13 protein-coding genes are annotated in these 17,346 nt (G+C 34.9%); 11 read left to right on the top strand and 2 right to left on the bottom strand.

Going from position 1 to position 17,346, the window contains the following annotated elements; all coding sequences use genetic code 11:
* Together RBR53_08235 and RBR53_08230 are read left to right on the top strand one after the other, a co-directional pair.
* Window positions 1–1,824, top strand: coding sequence for an ABC-F family ATP-binding cassette domain-containing protein (locus RBR53_08235; GenBank protein ID MDY0132643.1), 1,824 nt, complete (start codon window positions 1–3; stop codon window positions 1,822–1,824).
* Window positions 1,825–1,936: 112 nt separating this feature from the next.
* Window positions 1,937–3,301 carry a hypothetical protein gene (locus tag RBR53_08230; protein MDY0132642.1) on the top strand — a complete coding sequence of 455 codons (1,365 nt, stop codon included), beginning with the start codon at window positions 1,937–1,939 and terminating at the stop codon, window positions 3,299–3,301.
* Window positions 3,302–3,405: 104 nt separating this feature from the next.
* Here the strand turns inward: RBR53_08230 and RBR53_08225 are convergent, their stop codons facing one another.
* Entirely contained in the window at window positions 3,406–3,684 is a 279-nt protein-coding gene (locus RBR53_08225; GenBank protein ID MDY0132641.1) for a PxxKW family cysteine-rich protein, read from the bottom strand.
* 322 nt (window positions 3,685–4,006) lie between these two features.
* Between RBR53_08225 and RBR53_08220 the strand changes: the two genes are divergently transcribed.
* The 8 genes from RBR53_08220 to RBR53_08185 all read left to right on the top strand — a co-directional run bounded on the left by RBR53_08220 (window position 4,007) and on the right by RBR53_08185 (window position 13,986).
* On the top strand, window positions 4,007–4,987 hold the full coding sequence (locus RBR53_08220; GenBank protein ID MDY0132640.1) for a KpsF/GutQ family sugar-phosphate isomerase: 981 nt from the start codon (window positions 4,007–4,009) through the stop codon (window positions 4,985–4,987).
* Window positions 4,988–5,034: 47 nt separating this feature from the next.
* Entirely contained in the window at window positions 5,035–6,321 is a 1,287-nt protein-coding gene (locus RBR53_08215) for an ATP-dependent 6-phosphofructokinase (GenBank protein ID MDY0132639.1), read from the top strand.
* Window positions 6,322–6,704: 383 nt separating this feature from the next.
* Complete coding sequence (gene ilvD / locus RBR53_08210; protein ID MDY0132638.1) at window positions 6,705–8,378, top strand: dihydroxy-acid dehydratase; 1,674 nt, start codon at window positions 6,705–6,707, stop codon at window positions 8,376–8,378.
* A 31-nt stretch (window positions 8,379–8,409) separates the two neighbouring features.
* On the top strand, window positions 8,410–10,101 hold the full coding sequence (gene ilvB / locus RBR53_08205; protein MDY0132637.1) for a biosynthetic-type acetolactate synthase large subunit: 1,692 nt from the start codon (window positions 8,410–8,412) through the stop codon (window positions 10,099–10,101).
* Between the two features lie 17 nt (window positions 10,102–10,118).
* On the top strand, window positions 10,119–10,604 hold the full coding sequence (gene ilvN, locus RBR53_08200) for an acetolactate synthase small subunit (protein ID MDY0132636.1): 486 nt from the start codon (window positions 10,119–10,121) through the stop codon (window positions 10,602–10,604).
* A 74-nt stretch (window positions 10,605–10,678) separates the two neighbouring features.
* The gene (gene ilvC, locus RBR53_08195; GenBank protein MDY0132635.1) at window positions 10,679–11,725 is read left to right on the top strand and encodes a ketol-acid reductoisomerase; all 1,047 of its coding nucleotides are present in this window, start codon (window positions 10,679–10,681) and stop codon (window positions 11,723–11,725) included.
* Between the two features lie 64 nt (window positions 11,726–11,789).
* Window positions 11,790–13,388, top strand: coding sequence for a citramalate synthase (cimA, locus tag RBR53_08190; GenBank protein MDY0132634.1), 1,599 nt, complete (start codon window positions 11,790–11,792; stop codon window positions 13,386–13,388).
* 364 nt (window positions 13,389–13,752) lie between these two features.
* Entirely contained in the window at window positions 13,753–13,986 is a 234-nt protein-coding gene (locus RBR53_08185) for a CGGC domain-containing protein (protein MDY0132633.1), read from the top strand.
* A 36-nt stretch (window positions 13,987–14,022) separates the two neighbouring features.
* On the opposite strand, the gene RBR53_08180 is transcribed toward RBR53_08185, so the two are convergent.
* Entirely contained in the window at window positions 14,023–15,204 is a 1,182-nt protein-coding gene (locus RBR53_08180; GenBank protein MDY0132632.1) for a multidrug effflux MFS transporter, read from the bottom strand.
* 544 nt (window positions 15,205–15,748) lie between these two features.
* Between RBR53_08180 and RBR53_08175 the strand changes: the two genes are divergently transcribed.
* Complete coding sequence (locus RBR53_08175) at window positions 15,749–17,332, top strand: aldehyde dehydrogenase family protein (protein ID MDY0132631.1); 1,584 nt, start codon at window positions 15,749–15,751, stop codon at window positions 17,330–17,332.
* Window positions 17,333–17,346: the final 14 nt, after the last annotated feature.

Here is a 17,346-nt window from a genome sequence, read left to right as displayed (position 1 = left end):
ATGTCTTATCTTATGAACCTTTTGAATATTGAAAAAACCTATGGTTTTGAACTTCTTTTTGAAAATTTTTCCCTTGGAATAGAAAAGGGAGATAAAATTGGAATAATAGGACCAAATGGAGCTGGTAAATCAACTCTTCTAAAAATTATTTCAGGGCTTGTATCACCTGATAATGGAGAAATAAATAGGGTAAAAGGTCTTAATTGCGAGTATCTTGACCAGGATCCTGATTTTGAAGACTCTTTTATTGTTGGAAATATTATTTCAAGTTCAATAGAAAAATCTCTTGAAAAAAATCCTGGAAAAGAAGGCGAAATAAGAAAAGTAACAGGCCTTTCAGGTATGAGTGAATATGATGATACAAAAGTTGGGCTTTTTTCAGGGGGAATGAAAAAAAGACTTGCCCTTACCTGTGCCATGATGCAGCTTCCTGATATTCTTCTTCTTGATGAGCCAACAAACCATCTTGATCTAAATGGAATAGAATGGCTTGAAAATATGCTCAACAATTCTGGTATTACTTATATGTCGGTTACCCATGATAGGGAATTTTTAAATAATTGCGCAGATAAAATAATTGAAATTTCACCTGTGTTTCCAGGTTCCCACTTTATTGTAGAGGGAAATTTTGAAACTTTTTTAAATAAAAAAGACCTGTTTCTTCAGAATCAGTCTGATAAGGTTCTCTCTCTTGCAAATAAAATGAGAAGGGAAGACGATTGGCTTTCAAGATCTCCAAAGGCAAGAACTACAAAAGCAAAGTTTAGAATTGATAAAGCCTATGAGCTAAAAGATGAGCTTTCCCAAACAAGATCAAGGGATAATGTTAATCTTTCTCCTGAAATAGAGTTTGAGTCAACAGGTAGAAAAACTAAAAGACTTGTAAGTGCAAAGGAAATTTCCAAATCATTTAATGGAAAAACAATTATTGATAATTTTTCAATTGTTCTTCAAAGAAACGATAGAGTTTCTATTTTGGGTGCTAATGGAAGCGGAAAAACAACTCTTGTTGATATGCTTTCAGGTCAAAGTTTCCCTGACAAGGGAAAAATTGACCATGTTGAAAACTTGAAAATAATTTACTTTGATCAAAAAAGAGCGTTCCTTGATAAAAGTAAAACTCCAAAAGAAATTCTTGCTCCAGACTCTGACTCAGTTATTGTTAAAAATAGAAAACTTCATATTATTTCCTGGTTGAAAAAATTCGGGATTGCAAAAGAACAGATAAATCAACCAGTACATTCACTTTCTGGTGGCGAGCAGGCAAGAGTTTTAATGGCTGATCTCATTAGAACTCCTTGTGATCTTATTTTTCTTGATGAGCCTACAAATGATCTTGATATTCCAACAATAGAAATGCTTGAAGATGCACTTTTAAATTTTGAAGGATGCGTTGTCGCTGTTACCCATGACAGGTATTTTGCAAAAGCAATTGGTTCAAAATATGTTGGAATTAATAATCATGGAAAATTAGGAATTTATCATGAGCTTGGCCAATGGCAGGAAGAGTTAGCTGAATCTGAGAAAAAAACAGAAAAAAAGGAAAAAAAGAAAACTCAAGGAAAAAACAGGTTGGATAACAAGCCCAGGAAACTTTCTTATAAATATCAGCTTGAACTTGACACAATGGAAGAAAAAATTCTTGAAAATGAAGAGCTTATAAGCAAACTTGAAATAAAGGCTTCAGATACAGAACTTATGAAAAAGACTGAAGATTATATAAAAGTTTGTGAGGATTTAAAAAAAGCCCAGGAAAAAAATGAAGCTCTCTATGAAAGATGGGGATATCTTGAATCTTTAGAACTTGAACTTAAAAAAGATTAAACTCCTAAAGCTTTTATCAAAAAATAACGATAATAAAATTCAGAGTAATCTAAAGTAAATCAAACTGTCATGGAAGACGGTTATTGATAAAAGCCAGGGAAGGAAAAAACCCATGAAGATTTCATCCTATGATGTTTCCTTTGAGTCAAAACATCAATATTCAAGTGTTTCACAAAGAAATTCTCAAATTAAGGGAATTTTTTTCAATGATCAGGATAAAAAAAGTCTTGATGACTCTAACCAAATAAGTTTTAAGGCAAAACAAAAATATTTTAATTCAGCCTTTTCTCAATCCAATAAAACAACAGAAATAAGAAAAACAGATAATAACTTAAATGTAACAGACCCTAATAAAAACCTTGTTTCAAAAATTGTATCCCATGTTTCAGGAGTCAATGCTGATTTTACAAGCGAAAATATTTTGGTAAATATGTCCGAACTTCAAGGACCTTCACAAAACTTTAATACAGGTAATTCAATCCAAGTGCTTTTTTCCCAGACAGAAAGATTGGAGATTAATGAACAAACAATAGTTGATACCAAGGGATTTGTAACAACAGAAGACGGCAGGGAAATCAGTTTTGGGATGCATCTTTCCATGGAAAGAAATTTTGTATCTGAAAAAAGTGTTAATGCCAAAATTTCAATGAATCAACTTATTGATCCTCTTATAATTCAATTTGAAGAGGGAACTCCGTCTTTATCAGACAAGTTTTTTTCTTTTGATTTAAATAGTGACGGAGTAAAAGAAAAATTAAAAGCCCCTGGAAAAGGAAGCGGTTTTTTAGCTTTTGATATTAATGGAGATGGAAAGATAAATGATGGGACAGAGCTTTTTGGAACCTCTTCAGGAAATGGGTTTGCTGATCTTGCAGCTTATGATGATGATAACAATGGATGGATAGATGAAAATGATGATATTTTTTCAAAACTTTCCATCTGGAGACCGGGTACAGACGGTGAAGATGGTTATCTAAGCGGTCTTTTGGACGCAAATATAGGGGCAATTTATCTTGGTTACAGCCAAAGCCCACACACAATTACAGATTCAAAGGGAAATACAGAGGCTGTTTTGAGATCAACAGGACTTTTTTTAAAGGAAACTGGTGAATCAGGCCATGTATACCAGATGGATCTGGCAGATCTTAATAATTATGAAGAAAAAGAAATTGATAAAAACAATGGTGATTTGAAAAGTCTTCAAAATCAAGGTGGGACAGAAACTTTTAAAAAACCTGATTATTTTTCTATTTTTAAGGAAAGAATAGAAGAATTAAAAGAATCTCTTAATACAAGACGAAAAGAATCCATTAATAATTCAAGTTCAATTTTTAGTGAGCTTGGAGAACATATAAAGGAACGTATTGATAAATTACTTGAAGTTCTTGATGCTAAAAAAGAGGCAAGAGAACAATATATAAATCCATATAAAACTAAATTTGAAAAAACTCTTAAAAATCTGGATTTAAGCGTCTGATAATTGAGTTTAGGAAAAGTAAAAAACAATTATCCAATCTAATTGTTTTTGGCCGATGGTATAAAAAGAGTGAAAAAAGCGGTTTTAAAACCGCTTTTTCATTTTTAACGGCGTTTTGAAGCTTTGAGCGGGTTGACTTTCTTTTTTCCGTCAACGACGGCTTTTTGAACTGCCATATGAGTAGCCATGGTGCAGTTGCCAAGTCTCCATTGTTCTGCAGGAGCTGGAAAAGCAGTACAGTATTTGCCAGCATCATATGTTTTAACCCTTGAGCATCCTTCGCATTGTTCAGCAATAGGAAGACAGGTTCCACCTTCAAAAGAACAGCCTTTAGATGTCATTAATACGCATTCGTCACCATTACGAGTTGTTGTGCAAATCATTATTTACTCCCTGATATAACTTTTTTTAATTGAGGACTGTGTTAAATTTAAAAATTTTAATTCCAAAACAAAAACTTTACTTCTATAAATCAAATAAAATAAAGTGTCAATTTCAAATATAACCAAAATCTTAGAAGATTTTTTATAAAAGGTGAAATTTACAATCTAACTAAGGATTTATTTGTTTGATCAAAGCTTTGAATCCATAAGTTTTCTGGCTGGATAAACTGTAATTTAGGTGTGAAGTTTATATATAGATTGATATTTTAATCTGAAGTCATATATAAATTATTTTATTTAATTAAAAAAGGCGAAGAATTCAATGAACAATATAGTAGATGATATAAAATATATATTTACCCAGGAGGCAGAGTCTCTTTTATTTGTCAGGGACAAGATTGATGAAAATTTTGTAAGGGCAGTTGAGTTAATTTCATTTTCCAAGGGAAAAGTTGTAATTTCAGGCATTGGTAAATCAGGGCTTGTTGGAAGAAAAATTTCTGCAACTTTAAATTCAACTGGAACCTATTCAATCTTTCTTCATCCAGTTGAAGCAATGCATGGAGATCTTGGTATTTTAAAAAAAGAAGATATATTTATAGGGCTTTCAAACAGCGGAGAAACCACAGAATTAAATATGGTCCTTTCCTCGGTGAAAAGAGCTGGTTGTCCTGTAATTTCATTTACAGGAAACAAAAACTCAACCCTTGCCAAAAACTCTGATTTGGTTATTGATACAGGAGTAGAAAAAGAAGCCTGCCCTTTAAATCTTGCTCCCACTTCAAGTACCACTGCACTTTTATGTGCTGGAGATGCTCTTGCATCAGCATTGATTTTAAAAAAAGGATTTAAAAAAGAAGATTTTAAAAAATTTCATCCCGGGGGTCTCCTTGGTAAAAGGCTTTCCATGAAAGTAGAAGAACTTATGAATTCAATGGAAAAAACTCCTCTTGTTCCAATTGAGTCTGACCTAGGAGTTGCCCTTGAAATTCTTGACGAAAAAAATCTTGGGGCTGTTTTTATAATTGAAAAAAATAATAAATTATCAGGAGTTCTAACAGACGGTGATATAAGACGGTTTATAGTTGATAGAAAAATAGATTTTAAAATTTCTGTAAAGGAATATATGACAAAAAAGCCTCTTTTGGCTTTTTTGGGTTCTCCTGTTTATGACTCCCTTAATCTTATGGAAACAAATCAGATCACTGTTCTTCCAGTTGTTGATTTTGATAACAAGGTTGTAGGAATTTTGCATCTCCATGATATTCTTGGTAAAGGCGAACTTAAATTTAGCGGGCAATGATTTTAAAGCTTAAAGATTTAAAACTTAGAATTTTACAAGGTGGGTAAATGAATATAGAAATAAAAACACTTGGTAAACCAAAACTTGAGTCTCCAATTTACAGCCAGCATAAATCCAAGCTTTCAGACTTTGTTTCAAACGAAAGAAAGATTTTTTATGAGCCGGATTTTTTGGATGATAATGAAGATTTTCCAAAATATTTTGAATCAGCAGGGCCCAGAAAAAAAATTTATTTTGATCCTGTAAATACAAGGTGTGCTGTTGTTACATGCGGAGGGCTTTGTCCGGGATTAAATGATATAATACGAGCTATTGTTTTAGGGTTGCATTATAGGTACAGTGTAAAAAAGATTTTTGGAATCAAACACGGTCTTCAAGGATTTATTCCTTCTTATGGACATGATGTTTTAGAACTTAACCCTCCAATGGTTGAGAGAATAATGGATCAGGGAGGTTCAATGCTTGGCTCATCAAGAGGAGAACAAAACCTTGATGAAATAATAGACAGCCTTGAAAGACTAAATATTCAGATTCTTTTTATGATTGGCGGTGATGGAACTTTAAAGGCTGCTCATAAACTTGCAGTTAGAATTTTAGAAAAAAATCTTAAAATTTCTATAATAGGAATTCCAAAAACCATAGATAATGACATTGTAATTACTGAAAGATCATTTGGGTTTGATACTGCTGTTTCCGAAGCTGCAAGAGCAATAAGAGCAGCCCATAACGAAGCAATTGGATTCCCAAATGGTATTGGGCTTGTAAAGCTTATGGGAAGATATTCTGGGTTTATTGCTGCCTCGGCTTCCCTTGCCCAGCAGGATGCAAATTTTGTTCTTATTCCTGAAGTAAAATTTAAGCTCAAGGGAGAAGGGGGGCTTTTACCTGCAATTGAAAAAAGATTAAAGGAAAGAAAACACGCTGTAATTGTAGCCGCTGAGGGAGCAGGGCAGGAGTTTTTTAATGAGGATACTGGCAAAGATAAATCAGGAAACACCAAGCTTCATGATATTGGGCTTTATCTTAAAGAAAATATCCAAAGTTATTTAAGTGAGAAAAACATTCCCCATTCAATCAAATATATTGATCCAAGCTATATGATCAGAAGTCTTCCTGCTAATTCCAATGACAGTGTTTTTTGTGGCTTTCTTGCTCGCGATGCTGTTCATGCAGGAATGACAGGAAGGACTGATATGCTTGTAGGATGTATAAATAATAGATTTATTCATATTCCCATGGAACTTTGTGCTGGAAAAAGAAAGCATGTTAAACCCCAGGGAAAATTATGGCAGGCAGTTCTTGAGTCAACAGGTCAGGGTGACTTTCTTATTTAGTTATTGGCCTGAAATCAGGGTTTTTTATTATTAGCGATCTGAATTTATTTGATTAAATATAGGAGTATTTCAAGATTAAGTTGCAGGCTGACCATGAAGCGGTATAAAAGAGAGTTTTCCTTCAGTTAAAAACTGTGTTTTTTAAAAGATTTTTTGTTGACAGGCTTATTTAATATTGCTACAGAATTTAAGTCATAATTAAGAGGGTTTAGAAATGTTTCAGAAACTACCATTAGATGTTAACCAGATTTCAATTATCATTATTATGGACATAGTCGTCCTTAGGGATACTTGCTCGGGTTGATAATGGTAGATATTAGAAATTTTAAAACCGTTATCAGCCGGGGCTGATAACGGTTTTTTTGTTTATACAAGGAGAAAAAATGAAAAGTGATAATGCAAAAAAAGGGATTGAAAGAGCACCACATAGAGCTTTATTTAAGTCAATGGGTTATACTGATGATGAAATAAGAAGACCAATGATTGGTATTGCTCATTCTGCAAGTGATATAGTGCCGGGTCATGTTCATCTTGATAAAATAGTTGATGCAGTAAAAGCAGGTGTTTATTCAGCTGGAGGGCTTCCTCTTTCCTTTGGAACTATTGGTGTTTGTGATGGAATAGCAATGAATCATACTGGAATGAGCTATTCTCTTGGAAGCAGGGAAATCATTGCTGATTCAGTTGAGATTATGGCAAAAGCCCATGCCTTTGATGCAATTGTCCTTGTTCCCAATTGTGATAAAATTGTACCTGGGATGCTTATGGCAGCTGCACGACTTGATATTCCAGCAATTGTTGTAAGCGGAGGGGCAATGCTTGCGGGAAGACATCCCGTAAAAAAGAATGAAAAAATAGATCTTATTTCTGTTTTTGAAGCTGTTGGAGCTGTAAGAAACAATACAATGACAGAAGCTGAGCTTTTGGAAATTGAAGATTCAGCTTGTCCAACCTGTGGCTCATGCTCAGGAATGTTTACAGCAAACTCAATGAATTGTCTTACAGAAGCTATAGGAATGGCTCTTCCTGGAAACGGGACAATTCCTGCTGTGATGGCTGGAAGAATAAGACTTGCAAAAATGACTGGCCAGAAAATTCTTGAACTTTTAGAAAAAGATATAAAGCCTTCCGATATAATGACAGAAAAGTCATTTCAAAATGCTCTTGCAGTTGATATGGCACTTGGATGTTCAACAAATACAGTTTTACATCTTCCTGCAATTGCCAACGAAGCAGGTGTTCAAATGGATCTTTCCATGATTAATGAAATAAGTTCAAAAACTCCTCATATTTGTTCAATGAGTCCTGGAGGAAAAGATCATATTGAAGATCTTGATATGGCCGGTGGAATTCAGGCGGTAATCAAGGAGTTGTCAGAAATAAATGTAATAAACACAGATCTTTTAACAGTAACAGGAAAGACTGTTGGTGAAAATATTGCAGGTGCAGTTGTAAGAGATCGTGATGTTATAAGGTCTGTTAAAGACCCTTATCATAAAGTTGGAGGTCTTGCTGTATTGTTTGGAAATCTTGCTGAAAACGGCTGTGTTGTAAAGCAGTCTGCAGTAAGAGAAGAAATGATGATACATGAAGGACCTGCAAGGGTTTTTAATTCAGAAGAAGAAGCAACTGAAGCAATTCTCACCAATAAGATAAACAAGGGTGATGTAATAGTAATAAGGTATGAAGGACCCATGGGAGGCCCTGGAATGAGGGAAATGCTTACTCCTACTTCTTCAATTGCAGGAATGGGGCTTGATGCCGATGTTGCTCTTATAACAGACGGAAGATTTTCCGGAGGTACCAGAGGAGCGGCAATTGGTCATGTTTCACCGGAAGCAAGCCAAGGCGGAGTTATTGCAGCTGTAAATGAAGGAGATATTATTGCAATTGATATTCCTTTAAAAAAAATAGAATTAAAAGTTGATCAAAAAGAAATTGAAGCCAGGCTTTTAAAAATCATAAAACCTGAGCCAAAAATCAAAAAGGGGTATATGGCACGCTATAGCAGGAATGTTAAATCTGCAAATTTTGGTGCTGTATTAAAGGAAGATTAAATTAAAATAAACAAATTTAAGGATGGTTAACATGGACGAGTTAACAGGAGCACAAATTGTTTGGAGAGCTCTTAAAGACGAAGGAGTTGATACAATTTTCGGTTATCCCGGCGGTGCGGTTATTGATTATTATCATGAGCTTACAAACACTGACATTAAACATATTCTTGTTAGACATGAGCAGGCTGCTGTTCATGCTGCTGACGGATATGCAAGGGCGACAAGAAAAGTTGGTGTTGCATTGGTAACTTCAGGTCCTGGTGCAACCAATACTGTTACAGGGATTGCCACAGCTTATATGGACTCAATTCCAATGGTTGTAATTACCGGACAGGTTCCCACATCTCTTATAGGAAATGATGCTTTTCAGGAAGTTGATATTGTTGGAATTACAAGGCCATGTACCAAACATAATTATCTTGTAAAAGATATTAATGATCTTGAGCATACAATCAAAGAGGCTTTTTATCTTGCAAGAACTGGAAGGCCTGGTCCTGTTTTAATTGATATTCCAAAAGATATTACAAATGCAAAAACTCTTTATAAAGATATTAAAGAAATAACAATGCCTTCATATAACCCAACATTTAAGCCTAATATGAAACAGCTTCAAAAGGTTGTTGATTTAATTAAAAAAGCTGAAAAACCTATCATTTTCGGTGGTGGCGGCATTGCTCTAGGCCAGGCAAGCGAAGCTTTTACAAAGTTTGCAAAACTTACAAATATTCCTGTTACAACTTCTTTAATGGGACTTGGAACTTTTCCCGGAACTGATGACAACTGGCTTGGAATGCTTGGAATGCATGGAACATACAGGGCCAACATGGCAATTTCAGAAAGTGATCTTATGATTGCAGTTGGTGTTCGTTTTGATGACAGGGTTACAGGTAAAACAGATGAATTTGCAAGTAAGTCCACCATAGTTCATATTGATATAGATCCTACTTCTATTCATAAGAACGTAACTGTTGAAATTCCCATTGTAGGAGACTGCAAAGAAACTCTTGAAGCATTGAATTGCCTGATTGAAAAAGAGGACAAAGAAACCATTTGTCCAAAAAGAGAAAAATGGTTGAATACTATTGATGATTGGAAAAGCACTACTCCTCTTAAATATGAACAGGATGAAGAAGTTATCAAGCCTCAGTATGTTGTTGAAAAACTTTTTGAAATTACCAAGGGCGATGCCATAATTGCAACTGAAGTTGGACAAAACCAGATGTGGGCTGCCCAGTATTATCATTTTAATAATCCTGACCACTGGCTTACATCAGGCGGTCTTGGAACCATGGGTTATGGTTTTCCTGCAGCAATGGGAGCCCAGGCCGGAAAGCCTGATGCACTTGTTGTAGATATTGCCGGAGATGGAAGTATCCAGATGAACAGTCAGGAGCTTGCAACAGTTGTTCAGTATAATCTTCCTGTAAAAATAGTTATTTTAAACAACCGTTTTCTTGGAATGGTTAGACAATGGCAGGGACTTTTTTATAACAAGAATTATTCAGGAACTGATATGTCACATGCTCCGGATTTTGTAAAACTTGCTGAAGCTTACGGAGCTAAAGGGTTTAGAGCAACAAAACCTTCTGAGGTGGAAGAAACCCTTAAAAAAGGTCTTGAAACTGAAGGGCCTGTTATCATGGAATTTGTTGTTGACAGGGAAGAAAACGTTTATCCTATGGTTCCTGCGGGAGCTCCAATTACCAAGATGCTTTTGGTATAAATCAGGAGGTTTAAGATATGGAAGAAAAAAGTATTTTATCAATTCTTGTGGAAAATAAGCCAGGAGTTCTTTCAAGAATAGTAGGGCTTTTTAGTGGAAGAGGTTATAATATTGACAGTCTTTGTGTTGCTGAAACAAGTGAACCCGGGCTTTCAAGACTTACAATGGTTACCACAGGTGACAAGGCAATTGTTGAACAGATAAAAAAGCAGCTTCACAAGCTTATCAATGTTATAAAAGTGCTTGACTATACAGATCAAAAGTTTGTAAGCAGGGAACTCGCTATGATAAAAGTTAATGCAACAGCGAGTGTAAGAGCTGAAGTGCTTAGAATTGTTGATATTTTTAGATGTAGAATTGTTGATTCAGGTCCTGAACATTATACAATTCAGGTATCTGCTGATGAAGATAAGCTTGAGGCCTTGCTTAATTTACTCAAGCCTTTTGGTATAAAAGAAGTTGTAAGAACTGGTTGTGTTGCCCTTGCAAGGGGTTCAAAATAGATTATGTTAAGATGTCTGGTAAAAATTAGTCATCAAATTGTTTAATTTAAGAAATAAATATTAATGGAGAAAAAATGGCTATTATTAATTTTGGTGGTACGGATGAAGAAGTAATAACCTCTGACGAGTTCACAATGGACAAGGCAAGAGAAATTTTGAAAAATGAAATAGTTGCTGTTCTTGGCTATGGTGTTCAGGGTCCTGGTCAGGCTATGAATATGAGAGATAACGGCATTAACGTGATAATCGGTCAAAGACAGAATAGTGCTTCTTGGGACAAGGCTGTAAAAGACGGATGGGTTCCAGGAGAAACTCTTTTCCCAATAGAAGAAGCTGCAAAAAAAGCAACTGTTATTCAGTATCTTCTTTCAGATGCAGGGCAGTCTCAGCTTTGGCCTGTAGTTAAAGAGTGTCTTAATGAAGGTGACGCCCTTTATTTTTCCCATGGGTTTTCAGTTGCTTACAAAGATCAGACCAAAGTAATTCCGCCTGAAAATGTAGATGTTATCCTTGTTGCACCAAAGGGCTCTGGACGTTCTGTAAGGGTTAATTTCCTTGAAGGAAATGGTCTTAATGCAAGCTTTGCAGTTCACCAGGATTTTACAGGAAGAGCTAAGGAAAGATGTCTTGCCCTTGGAATAGTTATAGGTTCAGGTTATCTTTTTCACACAACCTTTGAAAAAGAAGTTTATTCAGACCTTACAGGTGAAAGAGGAGTTCTTATGGGATGCCTTCGCGGTGTGATGGAAGCCCAGTATGATCTCTTAAGAAAAAACGGTCATTCTCCAAGTGAAGCATTCAATGAAACTGTAGAAGAGCTTACAGAATCACTTATTCGTCTTGTCGGGGAAAACGGAATGGACTGGATGTATGCAAATTGTTCAACAACAGCTCAAAGAGGAGCCCTTGACTGGTCTCCAAAATTTAAAGAAGCTGTAAAGCCGGTTTTTGAAGAGCTTTACGACTCAGTTAAAACTGGAAAAGAAACTGAAGTTGTAATGAGGGTTAATACAGCTCCTGATTATAGAGAAAAACTTAATAAGGAACTTAAAGAAATACACGATTCTGAAATGTGGCAGGCAGGTGCTGCAGTAAGAGCCCTTCGTCCTACTAATAGATAGCAGTAATAAATATCCGGAGAAATTTTCTCCGGAATTTACTGAAATGAATACAGGAAGGTGATTAATGCCGGAAGTCTACTTATATGATACCACCCTTAGAGATGGTTCTCAGGGGGAAAACATAAATTTTACTGTTGAAGATAAGCTCAAAATAGCAAAAAGACTTGATGAATTTGGTATTCATTATGTTGAAGGAGGCTGGCCGGGATCTAATCCCAAAGACACTATTTTCTTTGAAGAAGCAAAAAAAATTGAATTTAAAAATTCAAAACTCACAGCTTTTGGTGCAACAAGAAGAGCTGGTTTTACATGCGAAGAAGATCCAAGTATTCAGGCTATTTTAAAAAGTAATTCACCTGCGGTTACTTTGTTTGGGAAAACCTGGGATCTTCATGTTACTAAAATAATGAATAACAGCCTTGAAGAAAACCTTAAAATGATTGAAGAATCTGTGTCCTATTTTAAGGAAAAGGGCCGTGAAATTATTTATGATGCAGAACATTTTTTTGACGGATTTAAGGGTAATCCCTTATATGCTCTTGAAACTCTTGAAGCAGCATATAAAGGAGGGGCTCTTTTTATTGTTTTGTGTGATACAAACGGAGGAACCCTTCCCCATGAAGTAACAGAAATTGTAACAGCTGTGGCAGATTTTTTTAATCAGAAACTTGGTGAAACTTCAAGTTTAAGGCTTGGGATTCACGCTCATAATGATTCAGGTCTTGCAGTTGCCAATTCAATTGAAGCAGTTAGAGCAGGAGCTTCAATGGTTCAGGGTACAATAAACGGCTATGGGGAAAGATGCGGAAATGCTGACATAACTTCAATTATTCCTGTTCTTGCCCTTAAAATGGGCAAAAACTGTATTTCAGATGAAAATTTAAAGAAACTTAAAAATGTCTCAAGGTTTGTAAGCGAAACAGCCAATGTTCCCCCTTTAAATAATAGACCTTTTGTAGGTAAAAGTGCTTTTGCCCATAAAGGCGGAGTTCATGTGAGTGCAGTTCAAAAAGATGCCAGAGCATATGAGCATATGCTGCCTGAGCTTGTAGGAAATGAAAGAAGGGTTATTGTTTCTGATTATTCTGGAAAGAGTAATATTGAATATAAGGCAAAAGAGCTTGGAATTAATCTTGATAAAGCAAAAGTTGACAGCAGATTTATAGTTAATGAAATAAAAAAGCTTGAGCAAAAGGGTTACCAGTACGAGGTTTCTGATGCTTCATTTCATATTTTGGTGTCAAAACTTACTGGTGAATTTAAACCTCCTTTTGAGTTTAAGTCATTTCGAGTAACTGTTGAAAAGGATTTGGAACGTTTTTGTTCTTCCCATGCAATGGTGAAAATTGCAGTTAACGGAATTGAAAAAATTACTGCAGCAGAAGGTGAAGGCCCTGTTAGTGCTCTTGATAATGCGCTTAGAAAAGCACTTTCATCATTTTTTGATTGTATCAAATCCATGCATCTTGTGGACTTTAAAGTAAGAGTTCTTGATGGAAGCGGCGGAACTGAATCAAAAGTAAGGGTTCTTATTGAATCAAGGGATGAAAACAATATTTGGACAACCATGGGAGTTTCCGAAGACATTATTGAGGCTAGCTGGCAGGCTCTTGCAGATAGTTTTTATTATAAGCTTGGGTTTCTTGATAAAAAACAATCTTAAAAAATTTTGTTTTTAAAAACTAATCAAAGTTGTTGAAGCTATTAAGTAAAGCTGCTGAAACCTGGACGAAATTCATTTCATCTAGGTTTCATTGAAACAATTGATAAGTCGAATCATTTTTTGAGATATTAATTACCTGCCTTTGAATTAAAAGTCTTTTTAAATATTATATTTTTTGTTTTTAAAAGATGAATTCCCTGGTTAATAAAAAAGTCAGCTTACAACTTGGATTGCTAAGCTGGATTTTAACTAATTATATAAGGGAGGATATTGGAAATGAAAAAAGCTGGAATTATAAGATGTCAGCAAACTGAAGATTTGTGTCCTGGAACAACAGATTTTAAAGTTGCTTCAGAAGGCAAGCTTGGCTGGCCCTGTTCAAATTGCTGGCTTTGTTTCCTGCGGAGGATGTCCTGGAAAACGTGCAGTTCAAAGAGCAAAAATAATGGTGGACAGGGGAGTTGAAGTTATTGTTTTTGCATCATGTATTTCAAAGGGGAACCCAATAGGATTCCCATGTCCTCACTTTGCTGAAATGAGAGATGCTATTATAAGAAAAGTTGGTCCAGAAGTTAAGATTATTGAATATACTCACTAAAAGACCATTTAAGGATCCCGGTGTGACCGGGATTGTTTAATTTCTTGAGTTGATAGATTTTTGGTTAGCAATAATTTGTGGCTTTATAAAGCACCATAGAATAAAAGAGAAAAGTCCGCATAAAGTTGCAAGAGAACCAATATAGGTGATTTTGCTCTGCCATTCCAGAGAAACTACTGCCATTGAAATAGCCCCCAGAATAAAGTAGGAGAAAATCATCAAAGATGAGGCAGTTCCTGTGTCTTGAGTTACCTGCTCAAGAATAAGATTGTTTGCTGGCGGACGGCTTAAACCAAAGGTATATGAAATTACTGCCATTGGTATGAGAAATTGCAAAGGTCCTTCAAAAAGTTTTAGAAGCATTAAAATTCCGCCTAAAATTCCACCCAAAATTCCAAGATTAATCAGTCTGAATGTTCCAATTTTATATCCAAGTCTTGCGCAAGTAAGCGAACCAGCCATAAGACAGACAGCATTGATTCCAAAATATAGGGAAAACATGGTTTCCTTGATATTGAAAATATTTATATAAATAAATGAAGATGCTGCAGTAAATGCAAAGATTGGAAGTGATAGCATTGAAAAGCAGATTACAAGAGAAGTGAAATTTTTGTTTTTAAGTGTATTTTTAAATCCTTTGGTCAGTTGTCTTATAGAGACATCTTTTTTATCCAAATTGGATTCCGCCATAAAAGATACAAAAAAAATTGAAATAATACCAAAAAATGCCTGAACTATAAAAATCCATCTCCACTTAAAGTAAATGAGAATAAGGCTTCCTACCATTGGCGAAAGCATGGGAGCAAGGGCAATTATAACGCCAATATAGCTTAAAACCTTTTCCCTTTGGTTTGGAGGAAATCTGTCCTTTGCTATTGCCAGTGCTATTGTTGCAGCTGAGGCAGCTCCTGCAGCCTGGAATACCCTTGCAAAAATAAGCATATAAACATTAATGGAAAGAGCACATAAAAAACAAGAAAAAATATAAATTGTAATCCCTGCTATAAGTGGGGGTTTTCTTCCGTATTTGTCAGATAAAGGGCCGTAAATTAAAATGAAAACACAATAAACTGCAAAGAAAATAACAAGAGTAAGGTTCACAAGGTAAAGAGGTTTATCCCAGATTCTTACAAGTGTTGGAATAGCTGGCAGATACATGGCTGTGGAAAGCGGTGGAAATGCTGTAAGAAGTGATAGAAGAAGCATAAGTCTGATCATATTTTATTCTCTTTTTTTAAGCAAAATTTGCGGATTAAATTTAAACTGATTACTATATTATAATTATAAAAAATCTTTTTGTAGGTCTGTTTATTTAATTACTCATTGTATAATTTTTAAAAAATCTATCAAGAAAATAATTTAATTATATATTTTTATTTGGAGTTGTTTTTATTGTCTAAGTAAACCTGAGTAAAATCAGGGGTTTTGAGTTTTAAAAATATAGATGAAACCAGATCAATACTTGATTGTTGATGAATAAAATTTTTAAATTGGCTTGAAAAAAAGGCGAAAAAGAGCGGTTTTTAAAAGAGTTTTAGTGATATTTAAACGACTTTAAAAAGTCATAAAATTAATTTTTAACAACTTGTGTTATTTGTTGAAAATAAAATTTTATTATGGTTAGGTGACTTAGGGTCATTTAGATTCTTAAAAAAATATAAAATTCCGGTGGTGTTTTAAGTTTATCGTATTAAGTGTGTTGGAGTTAAATGAGATCAAGTTAAGTTAATTTTTGGCAAACATTATAAACAAAGGAGGCTTTATGCTTCAGGAAAATGAATCAAGCAATGAAGTTACAATTTCATTTAATAAGGCGACCGGTGAAAAAACTGGGTCAACAAAGATTGATTCGGTTGATTCTTTGAAAACGATCATTGAAAACTCAAGAAAAGCCCAAAAAGAATGGAAAGAGCTTCCTATTAAGAAAAGGACTTTTTATATAAAGAAATTAAGTTCTATTGTTTGCGAGAAATCCGATGAAATTGCAAAAACAATCGTAGAAGATAATGGTAAAACCAAGATTGATGCAATGCTTTCTGAAATTTTACCAGCTGCCATGGCTACTGCTTTTTATACAAAAAAGGCAAAAAAATATTTAAAAACAAGATATATAATGCCCGGGAACTTTCTTCTTTCAAATAAAATAAGCAGGATAAAAAAAGTTCCATTTGGGGTGATTGGAATTATTTCTCCCTGGAATTATCCCTTTGCAATTCCTTTTTCTGAAATTGTAATGGGACTTCTTGCAGGAAATACCGTTGTTTTAAAAGTTGCTTCAGAAACCCAGATGGTTGGAAAAATTTTAAAAGAAGTGTTTGAAGAAGCAGGGTTGCCTGAAAATGTTTTTAATTATGTAAATATTCCCGGCAGAATAGCTGGAGATGCTTTTCTTGAAAATGGAATTGACAAGCTTTTTTTCACAGGTTCTGTTCCTGTGGGAAAATATCTCATGGGCAAAGCTTCAGAAACCCTTACTCCTGTAAGCCTTGAACTTGGAGGTAATGATGCTGCTCTTGTATGCAAAGATGCAGACATAGGAAGGACCGTGGATGGAATTATCTGGGCAGGATTTCAAAATGCAGGACAATCCTGCGGAGGAGTTGAGCGAGTTTATGTTCATGAGGACATTTATGATCCTTTTATGAAGGAGCTTAAAATAAGAGTAGAGAATTTAAGAATTGGCTATGACGAAGATTTTAATGTTGACATTGGCTTGATGACAACAAAAAAACAGGTTGAAACCGTTAAAAGCCATCTAAAAGATGCTCTGGAAAAAGGAGCTGAAATTTATGCAAAATCAATTACTACCGATGAAAATAAGTGGAATAACCTTGTTTGTCCCTGTGTTCTTTCAAATGTTAATCATGAAATGATTGTAATGAAAGAAGAGACTTTTGGTCCGTTAATTGGTGTGATGAAAATAAAAAATATGGATGAAGGTATTGATTTAGCAAATGATTCCAATCTTGGCCTTACAGCCTCAGTCTGGTCTTCTAATAGGAGAAATGCAATAAAGATAGCATCTAAAATCAAAGCCGGTGCTGTTACTATAAATGATCATCTCATGAGTCATGGGCTTGCAGAAACCCCTTGGGGAGGATTTAAGGAGTCAGGAATAGGAAGAGCACATGGGGAATTAGGATTTGCTGAAATGACAGAGCCCCAGGTGATAGTTAATGATATTTTACCATTTGTAAAAAGAAATATGTGGTGGCATCCCCATAGCAAAAATGTTTATTTTGGACTAAAAGGAATTGTTGATTTCTTGTATGGAAAAGGGATAAAAAAAAGGTTTTCAGGTCTTTATAGAATGCTTAAACTTTTTCCAAGAACTTTTATTAGGTAGATAATTTTGTGGCA

The sequence above is a fragment of the Desulforegulaceae bacterium genome (assembly GCA_034006035.1).
Classification (GTDB): Bacteria; Desulfobacterota; Desulfobacteria; order Desulfobacterales; family JACKCP01; genus JACKCP01.
The sequence above is the reverse complement of the archived record's forward strand: the minus strand, read 5'-3'. Positions and strand labels throughout refer to the sequence as shown.